This is a genomic window from Acinetobacter sp. GW821-FHT01C12 (assembly GCF_059422625.1).
In genome coordinates this window covers 496,354-518,205 of the sequence record NZ_JBWKXD010000001.1, presented here as the reverse complement: position 1 = coordinate 518,205, position 21,852 = coordinate 496,354, and the positions used below count along the sequence as shown (strand labels likewise).

At 37.4% G+C, this 21,852-nt stretch carries 22 protein-coding genes; 9 read left to right on the top strand and 13 right to left on the bottom strand.

Annotated features, from left to right (window positions below):
• Positions 1 to 12: 12 nt before the first annotated feature.
• The 3 genes from mfd to AC07WY_RS02550 all read left to right on the top strand — a co-directional run bounded on the left by mfd (position 13) and on the right by AC07WY_RS02550 (position 5,641).
• Positions 13 to 3,474 (top strand): transcription-repair coupling factor, encoded by a 3,462-nt coding sequence (gene mfd / locus AC07WY_RS02560; RefSeq protein ID WP_494735921.1) that lies wholly within the window; start codon positions 13 to 15, stop codon positions 3,472 to 3,474.
• 229 nt (positions 3,475 to 3,703) lie between these two features.
• Positions 3,704 to 4,138: an HIT domain-containing protein gene (locus AC07WY_RS02555; protein ID WP_004720642.1), complete on the top strand. Its 435-nt coding sequence runs from the start codon at positions 3,704 to 3,706 to the stop codon at positions 4,136 to 4,138.
• A gap of 54 nt (positions 4,139 to 4,192) precedes the next feature.
• Complete coding sequence (locus AC07WY_RS02550) at positions 4,193 to 5,641, top strand: adenylate/guanylate cyclase domain-containing protein (protein WP_004720640.1); 1,449 nt, start codon at positions 4,193 to 4,195, stop codon at positions 5,639 to 5,641.
• Between the two features lie 101 nt (positions 5,642 to 5,742).
• Here the strand turns inward: AC07WY_RS02550 and fdx are convergent, their stop codons facing one another.
• From fdx to AC07WY_RS02510, 8 genes are all read right to left on the bottom strand, one after another.
• Positions 5,743 to 6,081, bottom strand: a complete 339-nt coding sequence (gene fdx / locus AC07WY_RS02545) for an ISC system 2Fe-2S type ferredoxin (protein WP_004821379.1) — start codon at positions 6,079 to 6,081, stop codon at positions 5,743 to 5,745.
• Positions 6,082 to 6,096: 15 nt separating this feature from the next.
• Complete coding sequence (gene hscA, locus AC07WY_RS02540) at positions 6,097 to 7,956, bottom strand: Fe-S protein assembly chaperone HscA (protein WP_494735658.1); 1,860 nt, start codon at positions 7,954 to 7,956, stop codon at positions 6,097 to 6,099.
• 65 nt (positions 7,957 to 8,021) lie between these two features.
• Positions 8,022 to 8,537 (bottom strand): Fe-S protein assembly co-chaperone HscB, encoded by a 516-nt coding sequence (gene hscB / locus AC07WY_RS02535; protein ID WP_004720634.1) that lies wholly within the window; start codon positions 8,535 to 8,537, stop codon positions 8,022 to 8,024.
• 100 nt (positions 8,538 to 8,637) lie between these two features.
• A complete protein-coding gene (iscA, locus tag AC07WY_RS02530) occupies positions 8,638 to 8,958 on the bottom strand; it encodes an iron-sulfur cluster assembly protein IscA (protein ID WP_034610390.1) in 321 nt (106 codons plus the stop codon).
• Positions 8,959 to 9,003: 45 nt separating this feature from the next.
• Complete coding sequence (gene iscU / locus AC07WY_RS02525; RefSeq protein WP_004720629.1) at positions 9,004 to 9,390, bottom strand: Fe-S cluster assembly scaffold IscU; 387 nt, start codon at positions 9,388 to 9,390, stop codon at positions 9,004 to 9,006.
• Positions 9,391 to 9,500: 110 nt separating this feature from the next.
• Positions 9,501 to 10,718, bottom strand: a complete 1,218-nt coding sequence (locus AC07WY_RS02520; RefSeq protein WP_004720627.1) for an IscS subfamily cysteine desulfurase — start codon at positions 10,716 to 10,718, stop codon at positions 9,501 to 9,503.
• A 1-nt stretch (position 10,719) separates the two neighbouring features.
• Complete coding sequence (locus AC07WY_RS02515) at positions 10,720 to 11,193, bottom strand: Rrf2 family transcriptional regulator (RefSeq protein WP_004720625.1); 474 nt, start codon at positions 11,191 to 11,193, stop codon at positions 10,720 to 10,722.
• Positions 11,194 to 11,343: 150 nt separating this feature from the next.
• Positions 11,344 to 11,997 (bottom strand): hypothetical protein, encoded by a 654-nt coding sequence (locus tag AC07WY_RS02510; protein WP_004720623.1) that lies wholly within the window; start codon positions 11,995 to 11,997, stop codon positions 11,344 to 11,346.
• 268 nt (positions 11,998 to 12,265) lie between these two features.
• Here AC07WY_RS02510 and AC07WY_RS02505 point away from each other — a divergent pair, with 268 nt between their 5' ends.
• The 3 genes from AC07WY_RS02505 (at position 12,266) to AC07WY_RS02495 (ending at position 15,188) form a co-directional block, all read left to right on the top strand.
• Complete coding sequence (locus AC07WY_RS02505) at positions 12,266 to 12,751, top strand: phasin family protein (protein ID WP_004821389.1); 486 nt, start codon at positions 12,266 to 12,268, stop codon at positions 12,749 to 12,751.
• A gap of 160 nt (positions 12,752 to 12,911) precedes the next feature.
• Positions 12,912 to 13,184 carry an HU family DNA-binding protein gene (locus AC07WY_RS02500; protein WP_004720620.1) on the top strand — a complete coding sequence of 91 codons (273 nt, stop codon included), beginning with the start codon at positions 12,912 to 12,914 and terminating at the stop codon, positions 13,182 to 13,184.
• A 129-nt stretch (positions 13,185 to 13,313) separates the two neighbouring features.
• Positions 13,314 to 15,188 carry a SurA N-terminal domain-containing protein gene (locus AC07WY_RS02495; protein WP_262086003.1) on the top strand — a complete coding sequence of 625 codons (1,875 nt, stop codon included), beginning with the start codon at positions 13,314 to 13,316 and terminating at the stop codon, positions 15,186 to 15,188.
• A 115-nt stretch (positions 15,189 to 15,303) separates the two neighbouring features.
• Here the strand turns inward: AC07WY_RS02495 and AC07WY_RS02490 are convergent, their stop codons facing one another.
• Positions 15,304 to 16,224 (bottom strand): AraC family transcriptional regulator, encoded by a 921-nt coding sequence (locus tag AC07WY_RS02490; RefSeq protein ID WP_004720615.1) that lies wholly within the window; start codon positions 16,222 to 16,224, stop codon positions 15,304 to 15,306.
• A gap of 191 nt (positions 16,225 to 16,415) precedes the next feature.
• Between AC07WY_RS02490 and AC07WY_RS02485 the strand changes: the two genes are divergently transcribed.
• The 3 genes from AC07WY_RS02485 (at position 16,416) to AC07WY_RS02475 (ending at position 20,125) form a co-directional block, all read left to right on the top strand.
• Entirely contained in the window at positions 16,416 to 17,633 is a 1,218-nt protein-coding gene (locus tag AC07WY_RS02485; RefSeq protein WP_096734064.1) for an alkane 1-monooxygenase, read from the top strand.
• Between the two features lie 250 nt (positions 17,634 to 17,883).
• Entirely contained in the window at positions 17,884 to 18,363 is a 480-nt protein-coding gene (locus AC07WY_RS02480; protein WP_494735657.1) for a winged helix-turn-helix transcriptional regulator, read from the top strand.
• A gap of 418 nt (positions 18,364 to 18,781) precedes the next feature.
• The gene (locus AC07WY_RS02475; RefSeq protein WP_419312014.1) at positions 18,782 to 20,125 is read left to right on the top strand and encodes a hypothetical protein; all 1,344 of its coding nucleotides are present in this window, start codon (positions 18,782 to 18,784) and stop codon (positions 20,123 to 20,125) included.
• 79 nt (positions 20,126 to 20,204) lie between these two features.
• On the opposite strand, the gene AC07WY_RS02470 is transcribed toward AC07WY_RS02475, so the two are convergent.
• From AC07WY_RS02470 to tusD, 4 genes are all read right to left on the bottom strand, one after another.
• On the bottom strand, positions 20,205 to 20,516 hold the full coding sequence (locus AC07WY_RS02470) for a TusE/DsrC/DsvC family sulfur relay protein (RefSeq protein WP_494735656.1): 312 nt from the start codon (positions 20,514 to 20,516) through the stop codon (positions 20,205 to 20,207).
• A gap of 101 nt (positions 20,517 to 20,617) precedes the next feature.
• Positions 20,618 to 20,902 (bottom strand): DsrH/TusB family sulfur metabolism protein, encoded by a 285-nt coding sequence (locus tag AC07WY_RS02465; protein ID WP_494735655.1) that lies wholly within the window; start codon positions 20,900 to 20,902, stop codon positions 20,618 to 20,620.
• A 20-nt stretch (positions 20,903 to 20,922) separates the two neighbouring features.
• Positions 20,923 to 21,273: a hypothetical protein gene (locus AC07WY_RS02460; protein ID WP_315079415.1), complete on the bottom strand. Its 351-nt coding sequence runs from the start codon at positions 21,271 to 21,273 to the stop codon at positions 20,923 to 20,925.
• A 43-nt stretch (positions 21,274 to 21,316) separates the two neighbouring features.
• Positions 21,317 to 21,685: a sulfurtransferase complex subunit TusD gene (gene tusD / locus AC07WY_RS02455; RefSeq protein WP_419334218.1), complete on the bottom strand. Its 369-nt coding sequence runs from the start codon at positions 21,683 to 21,685 to the stop codon at positions 21,317 to 21,319.
• Positions 21,686 to 21,852 lie beyond the last annotated feature (167 nt).

Here is a 21,852-nt window from a genome sequence, read left to right as displayed (position 1 = left end):
CCCTATGCGATTATGTTTAAACAAGAAATCTCTGACCTCAATTTAAAACAACTGAAAGCAGGCGAAAAACGTTGGATTGGCACAATGCTTGGTTCATCTGCAGCCTTATTGTTTAAGGAGATCGCAGAGAAATCGGATCAGCTCTTTGTATTGGTTGCAAAAAATAATCAGCACTTGGGACAGTTGGAAAGTGAATTAGAATTTTATGGAGTAAAACCAACAATATTTCCAGATTGGGAGATATTGCCATATGATCGTTTATCTCCGCACCAAGATATTGTCTCTGAAAGACTGTCAATACTTTCCAATATGCCACAAAAAGGTATTTTATTAGTCTCTGCAACCACCTTGGCACAACGTGTTGCCCCTATATCATGGGTGTTGGGTGAGCATTTTGATATCCGCGTTGGTCAGAAATTTGAATTAGAACAACAAAAATTAAAATTAGTTCAGGCAGGTTATCATCTGGTTGATACCGTTTATGATCATGGGGAATTTGCGGTACGTGGTAGCATCATGGACATTTATGCTTCTGGGCAAAATGCACCTATTCGTATTGATTTATTTGATGATGAAATAGACAGTTTAAAATTCTTTGACCCTGAAACCCAAAGAACAACAACAAAGTTAGAACGTTTTACCGTACTTCCTGCAAAAGAATTTCCGTTAAAAGAAGCGCGTTCAACATTTCGTGATCGTTATGCAGAAAGTTTTCCAACTGCAAATCCCAAGAAAAACCCTATTTATCAAGATGTGTTAGAAGGCATTGCTTCTCCAGGATTAGATTTCTACTTCCCATTATTCTTTTCACAACAAGCCATGCAAACACAAAGTTGTTTGGTATCGTACTTACCAAGCAATGCGATTGTCATTACAGATAAACACATTGATGAAGGATTGTTGAGTTTTTGGACAGATGTGATGCGTCGTTACGAAGACCGACGCCATAATGCTGATCAACCGCTATTACCACCTGAAGAAATTTTTATACAACCGAATCAACTATTCGAGTATTTAAATCAGTTTTCAAGAATTATTGCCTCAACAGAAGCCATTGAATTAAAAGCAGGCTGTATCAATTTGTCGGTTGAATTGCCGCCACGATTGCCTGTAGATCCTAAACAAGACCAGCCATTTAAAGCAGTTAAACAATATGTGGACGAGGCCAATCATCCTGTATTACTGGTGGCTGAAAGTGCTGGACGTCGTGAAACTTTAAAAGATGCTTTACGTGCAAGTTTAGGTGAAATTCCAGTTGTTGAAAGTTTTGCTGTATTTCAACAATCTAATTTCTCTGTGGCGATTACCAATGCGCCTTTGGATCGTGGATTGGTCATCAGCAATGATCTATCGGTTATTTCTGAAAACCAACTGTATGAACACCGTGTAGTACAGCGCCGTAGAAAACGTCAACAAGAGGTTTCAGAAGAGTTTTTGATCCGAAGTCTGACGGAACTCAATATTGGTGCGCCAGTGGTGCATATTGATCATGGTGTTGGGCGTTATGCAGGCTTAGTCACCTTAAATATTGATGAACAAGACTATGAGTTTCTGCAATTAAACTATGCAGATGATGCAAAAGTGTATGTTCCTGTGACCAATCTACACCTGATTAGCCGTTTTAGTGGTGGTGATCCTGATTTAGCGCCATTACATAAATTGGGTACAGATGCATGGAATAAAGCAAAACGTAAAGCACTTGAACAGATTCATGATGTGGCAGCTGAATTATTACATATTCAAGCACGTCGTCAGTCTAAACCTGGGATTAGCTTTGAGCTGGATCAAAGTGCATATATGCAATTTTCCAGTGGTTTTGCTTATGAGGAAACACTGGATCAGGAAAATGCCATCAAAGCGACTCTATATGATATGCAACAAGCCAAACCAATGGATCGACTGGTTTGTGGTGATGTTGGCTTTGGTAAAACGGAAGTGGCGATGCGCGCGGCATTTGTTGCTGTTCAAAATAATAGGCAAGTGGCTGTCTTAGTACCTACCACCTTATTGGCGCAACAGCATTTTGAATCATTTAAAGATCGCTTTGCCGATTGGCCAATTCGTATAGAGGTACTTTCGCGTTTTGGAACCAATAAAAGTCATACCAAAATTATTGAAGATTTAATCGATGGTAAAGTCGATATTGTCATCGGCACACATAAAATTCTTCAGGAAAATGTGCAGTTTAAAAACTTAGGTTTAATGATTGTCGATGAAGAACATCGTTTTGGGGTACGTGATAAAGAGCGTATCAAAGCCATGCGTGCAGATGTTGATATGTTAACCTTAACTGCAACACCAATTCCTCGTACCTTGAATATGGCTTTTGGCGGAATGCGCGATCTTTCAATTATTGCTACACCGCCTGCACGTCGTTTAGCCGTCAAGACTTTTGTCAATGAACAAACCAATGAAACTATGAAAGAGGCAATTCTGCGAGAGTTGTTACGTGGTGGTCAGGTTTATATCTTGCACAATGAAGTAGATACCATAGAACGTGCTGCGGAAAATATTCGTCAACTTGTACCAGAGGCACGTGTCGCGGTTGCACATGGTCAAATGCGTGAACGTGAACTTGAGCAAATCATGCAACAGTTCTATCACAAAGAATTTAATGTGCTGGTCTGTTCAACGATTATTGAAACGGGAATTGATGTTCCCAATGCCAATACGATTATTATTGAACGTGCAGACAAACTCGGCCTAGCACAATTACATCAATTACGTGGTCGTGTTGGACGTTCCCATCATCAAGCCTATGCATATTTGATGGTGCCATCGATTAAAGGCCTTAAAGGTGATGCAGAAAAACGTTTAGATGCCATTCAGAGAGCTTCAAATCTTGGCGCTGGTTTTATGCTGGCTACGGAAGACTTAGAGATCCGTGGGGCTGGTGAATTACTGGGTGAACAACAAAGCGGTTCAATGAATGCAATTGGTTATAGCCTATATATGGAAATGTTAGCCAAAGCGACCAAAGCAATTCAACAGGGCAAGACCCCTAATTTTGATACACCACTTTCACTTACTTCTGAAATTACCCTGCATATGCCTGCTTTGATCCCAGATGAATATTTGGGAGATGTACATCAGCGTCTTATGTTCTATAAACGTATTAGTAATACCGATACTCAGGATAAACTTGACAACATCCGTATGGAGTTGATTGATCGCTTTGGTGTACCGCCATTACCAGTAAAACAACTGTTTAGTGTTCATCAAATTCGGGTTAAGGCCGAAGCCTTAGAAATTACCAAAATTGATATTGGGGCTAATGGTGGGGTGATCGAATTTTCACCTGATACACCTGTGCAAGCGATCAGTATTATTCAACTCATGCAGAAGCATCCAACTTGGTTCCGTATGGAAGGTGGACAACGTTTAAAAGTGATGGTGATGCTTGAAGAAAATGACAAGCGAATTCAGTTTATTCAGGATTTGTTAAACAATTTACTGACAGAATTAAAGCGTTAATTTATCAGGATTTTGAGCTTAAAAAATGCTCAATCTGAGATTAAAAGTGCTTATGAATTTTTTCAGGTAAATCACTTGAAAAAATTCTGTGATTCTTTAAAGTGTAATTGTGATCAGGTTCAAAACAAACTGTGTTTATTTGTACCAAAACACAAGATAACCAATATTCACACGAAAACCGATGTGTTAGTATTAGCCATCCTTTTAATTTTGCGTCATTTATAAAGATATGTTTAGTTTGCATCCACAACTTGCTCAAGATACTTTTTTTGTAGGCGATTTTCCGCTTTCAACATGTCGTTTAATGAATGATATGCAATTCCCGTGGCTGATTCTTATTCCACGTGTTCCTGGTATCACTGAGTTATATGAACTAAGTCAAGCTGACCAAGAGCAGTTTTTACGTGAATCAAGCTGGTTGTCTAGTCAGCTTTCTCGTGTTTTTCGTGCAGATAAAATGAATGTCGCTGCACTTGGAAATATGGTTCCGCAATTACATTTTCATCATGTAGTTCGTTATCAGAATGATGTAGCTTGGCCTAAACCTGTATTTGGCCTGCAAGCAGTTCCTTATAGCAATGAAGTATTAGCTCACATGCGTCAAACTCTGATGTTGGCGTTACGTGGTCAAGGTGAGATGCCATTCGATTGGCGTATGGATTAAGTGTAAACAGCACAAGGGAAGTGTTTAATAAAATGACATTCGAGGTAAAATATTTTGCCATTTGAACGTATGTTAGATAAAGAGCCAAAGCAATTTGAGATATTCCAGCGATTTATGGGGTATTTGATTATTGCTTTGGTGGTCATGGTTTATTATTTCACCTCCCCAATTGCAAATTATCAATTTTATGTTCCTTTTTTTATAGGCTTTATTTTTATTGTTAGCCCTAAGCTATCGCGCTGGCTAGAATATTCATATGGCTCTAAAATTCGGAAAAACATCTATTTCTTAATTGATGTCATCGTAGTTTCTACCGCATTGGCTGCTGTACATCTAAGCCTCGTGGTTACTTTTGTGTTGTTATTTGCACTGATCTATACAGCGATTAACAACAAAATTTCATTTATGATGGGCTCTCTGGCAATTTTAGTTGCCTTTGTTGTATTTTATACCAATATTATTTTTATCTTTGGTTTTTATGATTATTTTCAGCAAACCAGCCCAGAGCTATCAGTCCTGTCTTTTATTAGCATCATTTTGTTTGTAAACATCGGAAATTATTATCAAAATCGCCGTATCAAAAGTGTAGAAACCAAGAAAAACACCTATTTCAATGAAATGAATCGCTATATTGAGTTATCAAATCAACTCAGTCGTTATGCGCCATTACAGCTTTGGCAAGCGATCATGCGTGGTGATACAGAAGCCAAGATTGAATATAAACGTAAAAAAATGACGGTTTTCTTTTCTGATATTCAAGGGTTTACAGAATTATCAGAAACATTGATTCCAGATGATTTGGCCTTTGTATTAAATGACTATTTAAGTCATATGACTGAAATTGCCAAACAATATGGTGCAACCATTGATAAGTTTATGGGTGATGCAATCCTGATTTTCTTTGGTGATCCTGACTCACAAGGTGTGGAGCAGGATGCGAAAAACTGTATTGATATGTCCATTGCAATGCGCCAGCAGATGAAATTTCTCCGTGAACGTTGGGTGAAAATGGGCTATGCACCTTTACATATTCGTATGGGGGTAAGTACCGGTTATTGTCACGTTGGGAACTATGGTGCTGTGCATCGTATGGCGTATACCATTGTGGGGCGTGATGCCAATTTAGCAGCGCGTTTGCAATATGCTGCGGATATCGATGAAATTTTGGTTTCAGATGAAACCTATAAGCTGATTAAAAATGATTATCTCTGTGCACCAAAAACTCCGATTGAGCTGAAAGGAATTCAAGGTAAGGTGCGCACTTGGCAAGTGATGGAAAAATATTCAGCGACCAAGAATGAAAATCAGCAATGGTTTGATTATGAGTATAAGGGCTTCCATTTGGTGCTGAATTTAGAAGAAGTGCAAAACTTTGAATATCCAGAGCTGGTTGAAGTATTAGAAAAAATGGTAGAACGGATTAAGGTTCAGCAAAAACTTACTAACTCTCAAGGCGTTGCAAAGCTTAATATTGAAGATGAAGTCAACTCAAATTATTTGTAAAATCCTTAAATATTAAATTAAATACCTAAGCCATTAAAAATTATCAAGACATTAAAAAACCACTCATAAAGAGTGGTTTTTTTGCCTACATGAAAAGCAATTTAGTGGTTTTCAGAAGCGTGGTTAATTGTATACTTTGGAATTTCAACTTCCATATCTTCGTCTGTGATTTTAACTTGGCAAGATAGACGCGAATCGGGTTCTAAGCCCCAAGCACGATCAAGTAAGTCTGCTTCAACATCATCCATCTCTTCGAGCTCATCAAAGCCTTTACGTACAATCACATGGCAAGTGGTACATGCTTTAGACATGTCACAGGCATGTTCGATTTTAATACCATTATCGAGCAAGCTTTGGCACAGATTGGCGTTTGGTTCAACTTCAAACTCAGCACCATTTGGACAAATTGTTGCATGAGGTAGTACTTTAATACGTGGCATAGTCGTTACCTTAAATTAGTTTGAGTTAGACCAATCATCAAGTTTGGTGCCTTTGAGTGCATGATCAATGTGTTGATTCATACGTTCTGCAGCAAAGGCATCGCTATAAGTTTTTAACTGTTCAACAGCATGCTCAATCGATTTGATATCGTTTGTTTCAAGCTGGGCTTTTAAAGCTTCAGCGGCATGGGTCAGTGCAGTCAGTTGTTCAGTACTGAGCAGATTGGAGTCAACCTTTAATGCTTGTGTTAAGGCTTCAAGTTCACGCTGTGCTTCAACTTTAGTTTCATTGAGATGACGAAGATTTTTATCTTCTTCAGCGAATTTATAACCTTCTAAAAGCAAACGTTCAGTATCGGTTTCAGACAATCCATAAGAGGGTTTAATGTCGATTTGCGCATTGACCCCTGATGTGGTTTCTTTGGCTGAAACAGTAAGCAGGCCATCTGCATCGACCTGAAAAGTGACTTCAATACGTGCCTGGCCTGCGGTCATTGGTGGGATACCATGTAATACAAAACGACCTAAGCTGCGGCAATGCTCAACTAAGTCGCGTTCGCCTTGCAAGACATGGATCAACATGGCAGTTTGACCATCTTGATAGGTGGTGAACTCTTGACGGCGTGCAACAGGAATGGCTGTATTGCGTGAAATTAAACGTTCAACCAAACCGCCCATAGTTTCTAGACCAAGGGACAGCGGGGTAACATCTAACAGTAATGAACCATCTTTAGAATTTCCAATGAGCTGATTCGCAGTGATCGCAGCGCCAATCGCCACAACTTCATCAGGATTGATGGTACAAAGTGGTTCTTGCTTAAATACTTCACGCACGACTTTTTGTACAGCATAAGAGCGGGTTGAGCCACCAACAAGAACTACATTTTGAATATCATCGAGTTCAAGTTTTGCATCACGCATGACACGTTTACATACATTGATCGTCTTATCTAATGCCACTTGAATGATTTCTTCAAATGTTGTGCGATCTAGCGTGAGATGATGTGTTAGAACTTTAATATCAACAGAGGTTGCATCACTGAGTGCTTCTTTGGCTTTACGCGCAGAAACAATAAAGTGCGCATATTCTGCATCATCTAAAATTTCAATATTGAGTTGTTTTTTTGCCCATTTCACAATAAGGCGATCTAGGTCATCGCCACCTAGTGCGGTATGACCGCCTGTGGCTAAAACTTCAAATACACCTTGAGAAAAACGCAAAATAGATACATCAAATGTACCGCCACCTAAATCATAAATGACATAGTTACGGTCTGTTGTTAGGTTGCTCTCTTGATCCAAACCATATGCAACAGCTGCAGCGGTAGGTTCATTGAGTAAGCGTAATATATTTAAACCCGCGAGTTCAGCTGCATCACGTGTAGCTTGGCGTTGCGCTTCATCAAAGTAGGCTGGAACCGTAATCACAGCGCCATTCACCGGATTGCTTAAACTTTGTTCAGCGCGATTTTTCAGTTGTTTTAAAATTTCTGCGGAGATTTCTACGGGTGTTTTACGACCTTGCGCTGTTTCAAATGCTGGCATTTCATTATCAGCACCGGCAAGCGTGTAAGGGTGTTGAAATTTAACATCTGCTTTAGAACGGCCCATAAAGCGCTTAACAGAAACAATGGTATTTTTAGGGTCAGCAGTAATAAACGGTTTTGCTGCATCGCCATATTCGGTTGAATTTTTAGAATAATGTACAATAGAAGGAAGTAACACGCGACCTTGCTCATCGTTCAGTACTTTGGCTTTGCCTGATAATACCGTAGCAACAAGAGAATGGGTTGTCCCTAAGTCGATACCAATCGCAATACGGTGTTCATGTGGCGCACTTGATTGTCCTGGTTCAGCAATTTGCAAGAGTGCCATTTGTCACATCCTTAAAATAAAAACTAAAAACAAATTCGGGTAAAACATATAATGAAAGTTAAAATTTAGAAATCATCATCTAAACTAAAATCTTCATCATCTAAAAGCTGATCTTCGGCTTTATCAATATCATTCATGACTTTTTGGAAGAATCGTAACTTGCGCACAGTGTCGCGTGCTTCAGCCCAATCTTCATCCTCAAAATCAATTTTGAATTCACGAACTAAGCCATCAATCCATTGTTGGACTTCTTTTTTTAAAGAATGCAATTGTTCAGTATTGGTTGCTTCATCAAGCTGCTCACGAATTTCTAAAGCAGATTGTAAGAACTCAAAATCACTAATTGATTGATCTAAGTGATGATCTTGCTTTTTGAGTGAAAGTAGATAAGCAGCACGACTGTCTACATTGGATAAAGCTTTATATGCCTGATTAATTTCACTTGATTTAATCAAAGCTTTGTCTTTATCTTCAGCTTTATCAGGATGATATTGCTGTTGTAGTTTTAGGAAATTAGCTTTTAATGTCGCTAAATCAATATCGAGTGCTTCCGGGAGATCGAACAACTCAAAATGACTCATGGGAGATACTCATCCACGATGTTTTACAGGAAAACGGTGTAATTAAATGTGATTAAAACAGTGCAAGACACTGTTTTAACATGAGAAAAAGCAGGGCAGATTATACAGTGAAAGATTCACCACAGCCACATTCACCTTTTTTATTTGGGTTATTAAACTCGAAGCCTTCATTGAGACCATTTTTAACATAGTCCATTTCCATACCATCGAGATAAACCAAACTTTTTGGATCTACAAAAACTTTTACACCAAACTGCTCGAACATTTGATCATGAGTGTCGATATCATCAACAAACTCAAGTACATAAGCTAAGCCAGAACAGCCTGAAGTTTTCACACCAAGACGAATACCTTCACCCTTACCGCGATTCTTTAAGTAATTGCTGATATGAGTTGCAGCATTTTCAGTTAGATTGATCATGAAAACTCCGTTAAAAAATCATCTGCTAAATTTGACGAACAGATATTAGGCTTTAGTTTTCTTGCTACGGTAATCTTCAACAGCAGCTTTAATTGCATCTTCTGCAAGTACAGAACAGTGTACTTTTACAGGAGGAAGTGCAAGTTCAGTTGCGATGTCGATATTCTTAATCGCCTGTGCTTCGTCAAGCGTTTTACCTTTTAACCATTCGGTTACGAGTGAACTAGACGCAATTGCAGAGCCACAGCCATAAGTCTTAAAGCGAGCTTCTTCAATTACACCACTGTCATTCACTTGGATTTGTAAACGCATTACATCGCCACATGCAGGTGCACCCACCATACCTGTACCAACATTTTCTGCATTTTTATCCAACACACCAACATTACGAGGATTTTCGTAATGATCTATTACTTTTTCGCTATAAGCCATGTTGCTTCTCCAAACCTCGGGGTCAGCGTTGATAATATGTATTTCTACAATCTAATTTGGTGGCATTTTACTGATTTTCAATAAAATGCCGCGTTTTGATTTCAAGGAACTTAGTGTTCAGCCCATTCAACTGAATTTAAGTCGATCCCTTCTTTGTACATATCCCAAAGCGGAGAAAGCTCACGCAATTTCTCAACAGCAGCTTTAGTAATCTTAATTACATGATCAATGTCTTCTTCAGTCGTATAGTGACCAAAGCTAAAACGAATTGAACTATGTGCTAACTCGTCAGAAAGACCGAGGGCACGAAGTACGTAAGAAGGTTCAAGTGTTGCAGATGTACATGCTGAACCAGAAGATACAGCAGCATCTTTTAACGCCATCATCAATGATTCACCTTCTACAAAGTTGAAGCTAACATTTAAGTAGTTTGCAACATTGTATACAGGGTGGCCATTTAAGAAGACTTGTTCTAAATCTTGTAAACCGTTCCAGAGTTTGTCACGGAGTACACGTAAACGAGTTTGTTCAGCCTGTAAAGATTTGCCAGCAAGTTCAAATGCTTCACCCATACCGACGATTTGATGAGTTGCAAGTGTACCTGAGCGCATACCACGTTCATGACCACCGCCATGAATTTGTGCTTTGATACGAACACGTGGGCTACGGCGTACAAATAAAGCACCAATGCCTTTAGGTCCATAAACCTTATGACCTGAGAAGCTCATCAAATCAACTTTCATGGTAGAAAGATCGATTTCCACTTTACCCGCAGCTTGTGCAGCATCTACATGGAAATATGTTTTATTAGCACGTGTTAACTCACCAATTGCAGCAACATCTGTCACAGTACCAATTTCATTGTTCACCATCATCAATGAAACAAGTAACGTATCTGGACGAAGTTCAGCTTGAACCATTTCTGGGGTAATTAAACCAGTTTTAGGTTCAGGTTCAAGATAGGTAATCTCAAAACCTTCTTCTTCTAATTCACGACAAGTATCTAAAATTGCTTTATGTTCAATTTTACTTGTGATGATGTGTTTGCGTTTAGAACCGTAAAACTGAGCAACACCTTTAAGGGCAAGGTTATCAGATTCAGTAGCACCAGAAGTCCAGACAATTTCGCGTGGATCGGCTTTTACTAAATTTGCGACTTGTTCACGTGCATATTCAACTTTTTCTTCAGCTTGCCATCCATAAGCATGTGAGCGAGAAGCAGCATTACCGAATGTACCATCAAAGGTTAAACACTCCATCATGCGTTCTGCTACTTGAGGATCAACAGGCGTAGTTGCTGCATAGTCAAGATAAATCGGACGTTTCATGTCAAATACCTGTAACCGATAAAAGGGCTGAATCAAGAGGTGCTGAATTTTGGCGAACCGCAACGGTTTGTACGTTGTCACGAGCTACTAAATCCGCAAGGGTGATTTTAGCTAAATAATCGGCAATATGGAGAGAGAGTTCTTGCCATAAATCGTGAGTTAAACACATTGCACCATTTTGGCAGTTGCCTTTGTGGTCACAACGAGTCGCATCAACGGTTTCATTTACAGCTTCAATAATTTCTAAGACAGTAATTTCTTCAGCATGGCGCGCTAAGTGATAACCGCCATTTGCTCCACGAACACTTGAAACTAAGCCATGACGTTTAAGTTTAGCGAACAATTGTTCAAGATAAGCGACAGATATCGTTTGGCGGGTTGCAATTTCTGCAAGCGTAATCGTTTGTTCAGGTGGCTGCAATGCTAAGTCAAGTAGTGCAGTCACTGCATAGCGACCGCGAGTAGTTAGGCGCATGATTCGATACACATGTTTTAGACTAGATGTATGAATTTTATGAATCCTGACTAAAATAGTCAAGTATTTTTAAGTTTAATTCTGACTAATTTAGTCAGAATTTATTATTTGAACAAAAATTACTGGAAAATTTCAATTTTTGTTCAAGTTTTATGAAAATATTTGCCAAAGATTATACACGACTAATGCCATAAATAGGAAGCCCAATACGCCTAAAGCCGTATATAAACGTTGTTGGTTGAGCTGCAAGCGTTTAACACGATTTTGATATTGTTTCACTTCAACTTGGAGTGTGTTGATCTTAGAGCGTTGCTGATCAATCTTTTCAAGCAAAGGGGCAATGCGTTTTTTTGATGCTTTTGTCTGGCTGTCATCATCTGGATTGGTTAACCATTGCTTCCAGTCTGAAAGCAATTTAGGTGCAGTTAAGTGTACAACCAGATCACGGAACTGTTCCTTGAGCAGGTTATCGCCTTCCAGACGCATTTTTTTCATGCTACGACGATTAGCAAAGACAAAAATTTGGATGAAATCGATGAGTGTGCTACTCACAGAAAGGTCAATGGCTTTTTCTGGAGGCTGTAAATCAAAAAGAATACCACGATCTGTAAATTGAACATAAAAGTCAAAATAAGGAATATAACTATTCATTTTAATTGTAATCTGCTGTCCGACGAATTTTTTTGCCTGTAAGCGAACAACACGATCATGTTTTAATACAAAAGAATAAATGGTTTCCAATATAATCATGACAATGTTTAGCAACAAACGAGAATGACCTTGCTTTTGTTGCGATTCATTCATAAAAAATTCCTATAGCAAAACAGAGAGTCCGATCTCTAAATAAATTTGAAACAATCTCATCCATGACTGGAAACACAATATTTCAACAATGATATAAAAATTATCTTAATAACCATTGTCGAATTGCCAAGTGTTCCTTAACATTAAAACAATTACTTTGCTTTGTAGAACAGTTTAGCAAAAGGTTCAATAGTTTTATTTGATAATATAGCAATATTTTCTACATAATTTGGTCATATAGGTCATTACACGCTGGAGTTTGGGGTAAATGGAGCAAGATATGAAAAAGAGCAACAAAGAACAAACGGATCTTTATGAAGATCAAAATGAATTTGATGAATCTCAAATAAAGCCTAGAAATCATAAAAAGTCAGCATTAGATTTCAGAAAATATACAAAACAAATCTGGTTGGCAGGGTTGGGAGCGTTCTCCAGAGCTGAAGAAGAAGGCAATAAACTCTTTGATTCTTTAGTCAAGGTGGGTGAGGAGCTTGAATCTAAGACAGTTGAAGTCACAGATCAGACAGTCAATAAAGTCACTGAAAAAACCAAAGAGTCAGTTGCAGAAACCAAAGACAAGGTTGAAAAACTTTTAGATCAGCGTGTAAATCATTCATTAAACAGAATTGGTTTAGTGACTGCTAAAGATCTTCAGCATTTGGAAAACCTAATCCTGCAACTCCACAATAAGGTCGATGCATTGGCTGAAGAGAACCAAAACTTACGCGACCAATTGCTAAAAAAAATGAAATAATTACCATTAATCCAAAAAAATCGTAAATTTTAGTCGTAATTTTTGTGAAAAGCGTGTTTGGAGTCTTGCGTTTCCCCCCAAAGCATTGCTATAAAGTCGTCATGGCCTTTGATCTACAGCCTTGGAACTTAAACGAACGATATAAGAGGACGTAATCTTCATGAATAAATCAGAATTAATCGATGCGATTGCAGAAAAAGGGGGATTGTCAAAGTCCGATGCTGGTAAAGCATTAGATGCGACTATTGCTTCAATTGGTGAAGCGCTTAAAAAAGGCGACACAGTGACTTTAGTCGGCTTTGGCACATTCAGTGTTAAAGACCGTGCTGCTCGTACTGGTCGTAACCCTAAAACTGGTGAAGAGCTTCAGATTAAAGCAAGCAAAGTACCTAGCTTTAAAGCTGGTAAAGGCTTAAAAGACTCAGTAGCTTAATCTGAGCTTGTTAAAAGCGCGCCTTTGTGGCGCGTTTTTTATGAAATATATTAAATTATCAGTGATTGCTCGTTCATTCATTTCACAATTTCAGTTAGAATCCTTACGAAATATAATATTGGAATACTCATGGAATCGTTTCGCACTCTCATAAGGGGCTGGTTTGGTAAAGTTCTCCTTGTGTTATTTTTAGCGCCATTTGCTGTGGTTGGTATTGAAGGCTATTTCAGCGGTGGGCAAAAAGCAGACGTAGCTAAAACTGTTAATGGTCAAGATATTTCTAAAAAAGAGTTAGAAACGGTTACAAAAGGCTATACAGATCAATTATTGGCAAATCCTGCTATACATGGGGATGAGTCTTTGTTGAACAAAGAATTTATTGCAAATAAAGCACTTGATTACCTAATTAGCCAAAGTCTTTTAAGACAACAAGCGGATAAGTTAGGTGTGACTTTGAGCGATGCTCAAATTGAACAGAAAATTGCACAAATTCCTGCTTTTCAGGAAAATGGTAAATTTTCAAATACGCTATATGCAAACTATTTACGTTCACAGGGTTTAACTAGCCAAGCATTTATCCAAAATATTCGCCAAGATTTTGCCCTAAGCATTTTGAGCTCTACAATTTCGGATAATGCACTGATCAGTAAATTGGATATCCAGCAAATTGCCAATTTGCAATCTGAACAACGTGAATTATTCTTATCAAGCGTTAAACTTGATGACTATAAAGCCAATGTTAAAGTGACCAATCAGGAAATTGCGGATTATTACAACAAGCATCAAAATAAGTTTAAACAAGTTGCTTCAGTGGATGTGGACTATGTGGTGCTCAGCCCAGCGACATTGACACAGCCAAATGCGGCAGTGACTGATGCTGAATTACAACAAGCTTATACTCAGTTTGTAGAAAAATATAAGCAAAGTTTGAAGCGTGATGTTAAACATATTCTGATCACGACTGATTCTCGTACGCCTGAGCAAGCTGCTACACTTGCAAATGAAGTGTATGCAAAAATTCAGGCAGGTACATCATTTGCTCAAGCTGCTGCGCAATATTCAGAAGACCCTGATTCTAAAGCGAAAGGTGGTGCACTTGCTGCCTATGCGCCTGGTGCCTTTGGTGATGATTTTGATAAAGCTGTCAACTCAACCAGCAATGGTCAAGTGTCTAAGCCTGTTAAAACTCAATTCGGTTATCATTTGATTGAAGTGAATACACCAGTAGATTCAGTACCATCGTTTGAGTCAAAAAAAGCTGAATTGACTGCTGAAGTTTTAAAGAATAAATCTGCTAACTATTTCTCTGACACTGTAAATAGTTTAAATGAGCAAGTGGTCAACAGTGATGCATTGGATGTGGTTTCACAAGCAGTGAAGACTGTTCAAGTTCAATCTGCAAATAATGTGAATTTAACGACAACCAATCCAGTTCTTGCTGATCCTGCTGTTAAATCTAAACTGTTTAATGATGATGTGAAAAGCGGAAATACGACGGCATCAAGTAATATCCAAACTGCCAATGGTGATGTTGTCTGGGTTAAAGTTCGTAAGTATCATCCAGCCGGTGTACAGCCTTTAGCGCAAGCAACTGCGCGTGTAAAAGCACAATTGATTGAACAAAAAGCGTTTGATGCTGCGCATGCAAAATTAAATGCCATGATTGCGGATTTCAAAAAATTGCCAGCGCAAGAGGTTACTGCGAAATATCAGTCTAACTTTGTCCATGCAGGAACATTTACTCGTTCAAAAGGCCTTAAGCGTGAGATTGAGCGTGTTGCCTTTAGTCAGCCAGTACCTAAAGCAGGCATGTGGTCTGTCAGCACTGCGAAACTGCCAAATGAGTTAGTTGTTGTGGCTGTAGCGAATGTGAAAAAAGTAGATACTGCTCAGATGGATCCTGCTGAAGTTCAGCAACTTACGCAAATGTATCAGAAGTTCCGTGGTGAACAATTATTAGATGATTATTCGCGTTATTTAAAAGCACAAGCAAAAATTAAATAATTGATCTTCTCTGATAAAAAAAGCGCCTCGGCGCTTTTTTTATGTGAAATGAAATATAGCGTGAGTACAGGAGCTATATCAGTAAGATGTGATTAGCGGATGTCTCTAATCTTTTTTAGATCTGATTGCGATATTGGCTGGGGCTAAGTTCAAATTGTTTCTTAAACGCCTGGCTAAATGCAGTTTCAGATGAATATCCCACTTGGTGTGCAATCTGCTGAATAGGCAGTTGTCCCTGTTTGATTAGCTGGCTGGCAAGACGTAAGCGATGTTGTTGCAAGTAGGCTAAAGGTGTTTCCCCAATAATTTGATTAAATAAACTGGCAAATTTAGAACGCGACATACAACAGGTTTCTGCTAAGCTTTCTACGGTCCAGCTCTGTTCTGGACGGCTGTGAATAGCTGCAAGTGCATTTGAAAGTTCTGGATGTACAAGGGCATTTAACCAGTTATTGTGATCTTGCATTTGCTCAATATAGTCACGTACACACTCAATCATCAAAATACTGACGACGTGGTCCATAATTTTATTTTTACCTGCCATGGTTCTACGTGTTTCAGCAGAAACAAAATATAATCCAATTTTAAGCCATTCAGGTGCCTCATCACTCAAGGCATTTTGAATATGCAAATAAGGTGGCAGTGCATTGATCAATGGACGAGCCATGATTGCATTCATATGGCATCGTACAGAAAGGATAAGGGTCTTTTCTGAGCTTCCTTGACCAAATTCGATTGCGTCTTGTCTTAATCCATCAAATAGTGATTCTATATTGAGGCTTTCAACTAACTGCGTGTCTAAATGATTTTTTACCGTGTGTGCTAATCCTGCTGGGATTAAAAACATATCGCCGGTTTGTAGTGCAACAGTCATTTTGGGTGAAAATTCTAAATAAGCATTTCCATACAGAACTATATGTGCGATCACGGCATCTTGTTTTGGGCTCTGAAATGACCAATCACCTTGTGCTTGAAGGTAAATATATTCTGAATGGTTGAGATGAATATCATCAAAAATTTTACTTAAAGCATCCATAGATTCAGTTCAAATTTCCTGTTCTCAAATAATAAAAATGTTTCATGCTATTAAAACATGTGCGCAAAGGACAAACTCTATGTTGAAGATGCCAAAGACTTTTTCATAGGTTTTATGGACGCTTACAACTGTCTTTAAGTTGAATTTTACATAAATATATAACTAAGTAGAAAGATAGGGAAGATATAGCCATGAATGCACCAGTTCAACTGACAGAGCAGCAATTGCAACAATTAAAACCAAAGTCAGGTTTGGCACTTGATAAAAAGCGTTATCTTTGGATGATTAGTCCATCACTTCCAGTGATTGGGTTAGGAATTTTAGCGGGATATCATGTTGCACCTAAGCCACTGAAAAAAGTTTTTGCATTGGGTGGGCCACTGGTACTGCATGTGATTATTCCAGCCATAGATTCATTGATTGGTAAGGATAAAAACAATCCGACCAGTGAAGATGTAAAATTACTTGAGCAAGATCCATATTATTCACGTTTGGTTAAATCCTTTATTCCGATTCAATATGTCGCCAATGTATATGCTTGTTATTTGGTGGGACGTAAACAAACATCTCTTTTAGATAAGATTTTGCTAGGTGTCTCAATGGGTGCAATTAATGGTATTGCCATTAACACAGCACATGAGTTAAGCCATAAGCATGACCGTATGGACCATATTTTATCGCATTTGGCATTGGTTCCATCAGGTTATAACCATTTCCGTATCGAACATCCTTATGGACACCATAAACGCGCTGCAACGCCTGAAGATCCAGCCTCATCGCAAATGGGTGAAACGCTCTATGAGTTTTTACCACGTACCGTCATTGGTTCATTTAAATCAGCGATTGAAATTGAAACTAACCGTCTTAAACGTAAGGGCCTTGGATTCTGGTCTAAAGATAATGAGTTATTGCAAGGTTGGACAATGACCGCAGCATTCCATTCATCCATGGTCGGGTTATTTGGTAAAGGTATTTTGCCTTATTTGGCAACCCAGTCAGCTTATAGTATTACGTTGTTTGAGATCATCAATTATATTGAGCATTATGGTTTGTTGCGCCAGAAAGATGAAAATGGCAAATATGAACGCACAATGCCTGAGCATAGTTGGAACAATAACAACATCGTAACTAATTTATTCTTATATCAGTTACAACGTCATTCAGACCATCATGCCTTTCCGACACGCCCATTCCAAGCATTACGTCACTTCGATGAAGCACCTGAATTGCCAAGCGGTTATGCAAGTATGCTGTTGCCAGCGATGATCCCGTCGTGGTGGTTTAAAATTATGGATAAGCGGGTATTTGATCATTACAAGGGTGATTTAAATAAGGCCAGTATTTATCCAAAACGCCGAGCAAGCATTTTCAAAAAGTTTGGTGTCGTGGACAAGTTGTTGAATAAGTAAAATTTAATTTTAAGATAAAAGCCCAGAATTGGGCTTTTATTGTTTTTGAGCATTAAAAATATCCCAGCATTTTTTAATGTTGACTAACGCTACTTTTAGTTGTGAGTCATCCTTATTAAAGCATAGGCACTTGTCGCTTAATTTTAATGAATGTAAAAAAAATCCCTGAAATACTATCTTTCTTTTTCTGTTTATTTCATAGTATTCACTAATGGTATTTTAAATTTACAAATGTAATTTGGAACTTCGTATGAAATGGGAAGAAATAGGCAATCAACCGTGTTCAATTGCGCGTACATTATCTGTATTGGGTGATCGATGGACCATGCTTATTTTACGTAATGCTTTTATGGGCTTACGTCGTTTTGATGATTTTCAAGAAAATTTAGGTGTGACAAGACATGTATTGTCTGAACGGCTAAAACGTTTGGTTGAGCATGAAATACTGGTTAAAGTGGCTTATGTCGATCGACAAGAGCGTTATGAATATCGCTTAACTGAAAAGGGCTTAGATCTATATCCTATTTTATTAACCATGGTGGCATGGGCGGATAAATGGATGGATGAGGGGCTGGGTGCACCTATGGTGTATCAACATACCGTCTGTGGACATGAGTTTACTCCGGTATTGGTATGTTCAGAATGTCAGCAGGCGGTGAATGCGAGACAAGTGAAGCCAATCGTTAGCTCTGCGTTTTTTCAATACATAGCGCAGAAAAAATTAGCTTGATTGCTATTCCTTAGATGATTTTCAATATTTATCATGAATTAATTTTAGATTAAGTTGTTGGTAAATATCATAAAAATCTAAAGACATGGACACTTATTATTTTTAGTGTTTGTGAAAATGTTTAGATGAAGCGTAGTAAGTAATTTGAAATTTTAATTACTGATATTGTTTTGATTTTTGTTAACAAGATATAAAATATGTGATTGTTCAATTTAAAAAATATATAATTTAAATTAATAAGTAAAAGTATGAAAAACAGTAACTGTAATCTTAGTTTAGAAAATAAGGTTTATTGCTTGATAAAGAATTAGGCGATTTTTTTAACAGATAATTTTGATCAAGCTATTCATTTTTATATACTTATTTAATTGATGTAAAATTTTAATAATTTATAAAATATTTAATATGGAGTAATCGAATGGGAATTGGTTCAAGCCCAAAAGTTGGAAAAACAAGTCAAACCTGTCTTCAAGAATTTACAATTCATTTTAGACGTGCAGAGGACAGAGTGTATGATGGTCGTTATGGTTTTGATTGGTACCGTCCAGAATTTTTTAAAAAAATGACCTATTATCAACCCTTAACATCTAGTGAAAAAAGGATTGAAGTTGCTTTAGTGACTGGCGATATAGATACACTCAAAAGCACTTATACACATGGGCAAAAAACAAAAATTTTGCCTTATGGTAAAGAATATATACCTGCATGGTTGGCTATTTACTCAACAGAGTGGCTTAATGTTCATCGTTCGGGTCAAGGTGAGAACTATAGTGTAGCACTAGATTTAGAGCTAAATCTAATTGAAGACAAAGATGACGGTGAATTAAATCCAATTGATAAAAATAAAGAATTTGAGTTAAAAAATAATGGAACTATTCTTAAGTTTGAAGCATCAAACCCAAATATTGTCATTGATCCTTCAGAAATGAATATTAATCGATTTCTTAGTACTTTTGGAAATAACAAAAAATTATCAAATCAAGAAAATGATCAGAAATATTTAGTTTCAAATGCAGTTAATATTGTATGTAAAAGTGCATTGGAAAACCATGAAGAGATTTTAGTCTATGCAGAAAAAAATGGTTGTAAAGAAGTTGTTGGTCAGCTCATGCTATACCATAATGCTGTGATTCCGACTTTAAAACTTATATTTGTAGATGTGATTACTAATGAAGAAAAAACTATACGTTCATATGATTATGAGGATTTTTTACAAAATAGATCATTTAACCAAGCTTTAATTAATGTAGAAATAATAAATGCTCCAGCATTCGATTTTAGAAAGTATCGTAAAAATGATGTTGATGTAAATATTTCTTTAAACAAACTTAATATCAATGATACCAGTTATTTTTTAAGTGATTTAAGTAAATTTTATAAACAATATCAAGATAAAAACTTAGCAATAAAAAACTATGTTTTTGTAACAAATGTTTCTAAAAAAGAAGGCGTTGGTAGTGGGGGAGAAAGTGTTGTCTTATTAAAATGTCCTGAGAATATATTTAATCAAGTTGTTGTACATGAGTTGGGACATCGTTTTGGCTTGATTCATTTGTTTGACTCCCAAAAAATTAATCCCCAAGGCAAGTCTTTTCAGTTTTTACGGGGTTTGACAGGTAATTTTTTGGATTATGATCATATAAAAATTGATGAGAAAGAAAAAAATAGTAAGACTAAGTCAAGGGCTATACCCAATCCCACTTTTTCGTTGAGCTATTTTTTCAAGTACCAATGGGATTTACTTAGAAAAAGAGTGAAATAATCTATTTATCTAAGCCCTAATCTAGAGGGGGTTCGTTCACCTTAACATATATGTGAACGGATCACTGTCTATAAATAGATTACAAGCAATTTGCAGGTTTAGGAATACCTGCCAAACGGCTTAAATGGCGGGCAACCAGTCCTGTATTAAACTTATCTTGTAGAACAGCATTATCAATTGCTGGGTTGATCGTTTTCATTAAAAATTTAAGCAGTGGACGAGTTGCAGGAGAGTGGCCAAACTGGGTATAAAATTGACGTACTGCATGCAACACTTCAAAATGCCATGGGGTCAGTTGTAGATCTAAACTTTGTGCCAACTCTTGGGCAACCTGTTCATTCCAAATGGTGTAATCTACTAAATGACCATCTTGGTCTAACTCAAAGCTCATAAAATAACCTAAACAAAACAACTGAAATAATGTAACTTTTGATCAACAAAACATCAAAGATTGATTTTTAAAAAATCGAAGATAATTGACAACCTAGCTCACTATTTTAAACTGATACAACGGCTAAAGTCTAAAACCAACTGAGCAAATTGTGGGTAAGAAATTGATTTAAAATTTTCAGGAATGGATTCAGATAAAATTTCAGCATCATTTTCAATAAGATAAAGATTCTGTTTGTTTGTTAAACGCTGATCTGCTGCAAACAGTACCGCATCACCCATTAAAACAATGTGATCATGAGAACCATACAGTTGATCCAACTGATTCAATATATGGTCTGTATGTATAAAAGAAGATTGAATTAAATAAAGTGTTTTATCTGACATTTGAACTTTCCATCCACAGCTTACCAATACAACACATGATCAAAAGACTGAATAAATTCAGCATTCAGTTCTACAAATTCCAACTCTTGTTGTGATTGAGTAACAAAAGTCGAGGATTTATTCATATTTTCTACTAAAACTGGTGTTAAATCATAGAATTCAAAGCTATCGACCAGATTTGAAGCAAGCTTAAATACGTGATTTAATTGGCTAAAAGCCATTTCTGATTTAAGTAGGCTTAATCCAGCGTCTTTAAGTAACACTTTGACTTTACAGCCAAAAGTTGCAAGCACCATGGTTGCTGACAGACTTTCATGTACCTGCAATGTATTTAAATTTGCTTGGGTTATCACAACGAGCACAGTATTCACACAAATTACCTTTTAAATGCAACACGCTAATGGGATGATCAACTTAGAATTGAATGATACGATCTGTAGATTGAACAGCATCTGCAAGTTCGCCTAAACCCACAAGCTCAAAGCCTTTTGCAAGATTATTGGCTGGAATTTGGTGACGTTTGGCATTCTCTTGATCTGTTATCCCCCGCGCTAATGCAGCACTCACACAGACAGGAAGTCGAATTGAGAGTTTTTGCCATTCTACAGATAAATTACGTTGATCGTCAGGAACCCATTGCAAGTTGTTCGCAACTTGTACACCATCTTGATAAAAGAAAACACGAAATTCTTGATCTTCAGCTTGCAGTGCTTGAGCTAAACCCAATGCATGCCATGCATGGATTGAAGTCGGTGCTGCGGTGATTAGTAATAAAGTACTCATTTGATGGCGATTCACTTGGAGAATGGACAGTTTGCAACATTCAAACTTGATAATGATAGGTAGTATACAATGATTTTAGGTGACATTTTTATGATATTCTCTAAAATCAAAAAAATCACTCAATAAAATACCTTTATAAACAGTATCTTATTGGATTTTTAGAATTA

Bases quoted from the DNA above. Each gene is read 5' to 3' on its own strand.
- mfd (WP_494735921.1), top strand. From the start codon at position 13: ATGTTTAAACAAGAAATCTCTGACCTCAATTTAAAACAACTGAAAGCA.
- AC07WY_RS02555 (WP_004720642.1), top strand. From the start codon at position 3,704: ATGTTTAGTTTGCATCCACAACTTGCTCAAGATACTTTTTTTGTAGGC.
- fdx (WP_004821379.1), bottom strand. From the start codon at position 6,081: ATGCCACGTATTAAAGTACTACCTCATGCAACAATTTGTCCAAATGGT.
- hscA (WP_494735658.1), bottom strand. From the start codon at position 7,956: ATGGCACTCTTGCAAATTGCTGAACCAGGACAATCAAGTGCGCCACAT.
- hscB (WP_004720634.1), bottom strand. From the start codon at position 8,537: ATGAGTCATTTTGAGTTGTTCGATCTCCCGGAAGCACTCGATATTGAT.
- iscA (WP_034610390.1), bottom strand. From the start codon at position 8,958: ATGATCAATCTAACTGAAAATGCTGCAACTCATATCAGCAATTACTTA.
- iscU (WP_004720629.1), bottom strand. From the start codon at position 9,390: ATGGCTTATAGCGAAAAAGTAATAGATCATTACGAAAATCCTCGTAAT.
- AC07WY_RS02520 (WP_004720627.1), bottom strand. From the start codon at position 10,718: ATGAAACGTCCGATTTATCTTGACTATGCAGCAACTACGCCTGTTGAT.
- AC07WY_RS02515 (WP_004720625.1), bottom strand. From the start codon at position 11,193: ATGCGCCTAACTACTCGCGGTCGCTATGCAGTGACTGCACTACTTGAC.
- AC07WY_RS02510 (WP_004720623.1), bottom strand. From the start codon at position 11,997: ATGAATGAATCGCAACAAAAGCAAGGTCATTCTCGTTTGTTGCTAAAC.
- AC07WY_RS02505 (WP_004821389.1), top strand. From the start codon at position 12,266: ATGGAGCAAGATATGAAAAAGAGCAACAAAGAACAAACGGATCTTTAT.
- AC07WY_RS02500 (WP_004720620.1), top strand. From the start codon at position 12,912: ATGAATAAATCAGAATTAATCGATGCGATTGCAGAAAAAGGGGGATTG.
- AC07WY_RS02495 (WP_262086003.1), top strand. From the start codon at position 13,314: ATGGAATCGTTTCGCACTCTCATAAGGGGCTGGTTTGGTAAAGTTCTC.
- AC07WY_RS02490 (WP_004720615.1), bottom strand. From the start codon at position 16,224: ATGGATGCTTTAAGTAAAATTTTTGATGATATTCATCTCAACCATTCA.
- AC07WY_RS02485 (WP_096734064.1), top strand. From the start codon at position 16,416: ATGAATGCACCAGTTCAACTGACAGAGCAGCAATTGCAACAATTAAAA.
- AC07WY_RS02480 (WP_494735657.1), top strand. From the start codon at position 17,884: ATGAAATGGGAAGAAATAGGCAATCAACCGTGTTCAATTGCGCGTACA.
- AC07WY_RS02475 (WP_419312014.1), top strand. From the start codon at position 18,782: ATGGGAATTGGTTCAAGCCCAAAAGTTGGAAAAACAAGTCAAACCTGT.
- AC07WY_RS02470 (WP_494735656.1), bottom strand. From the start codon at position 20,516: ATGAGCTTTGAGTTAGACCAAGATGGTCATTTAGTAGATTACACCATT.
- AC07WY_RS02465 (WP_494735655.1), bottom strand. From the start codon at position 20,902: ATGTCAGATAAAACACTTTATTTAATTCAATCTTCTTTTATACATACA.
- tusD (WP_419334218.1), bottom strand. From the start codon at position 21,685: ATGAGTACTTTATTACTAATCACCGCAGCACCGACTTCAATCCATGCA.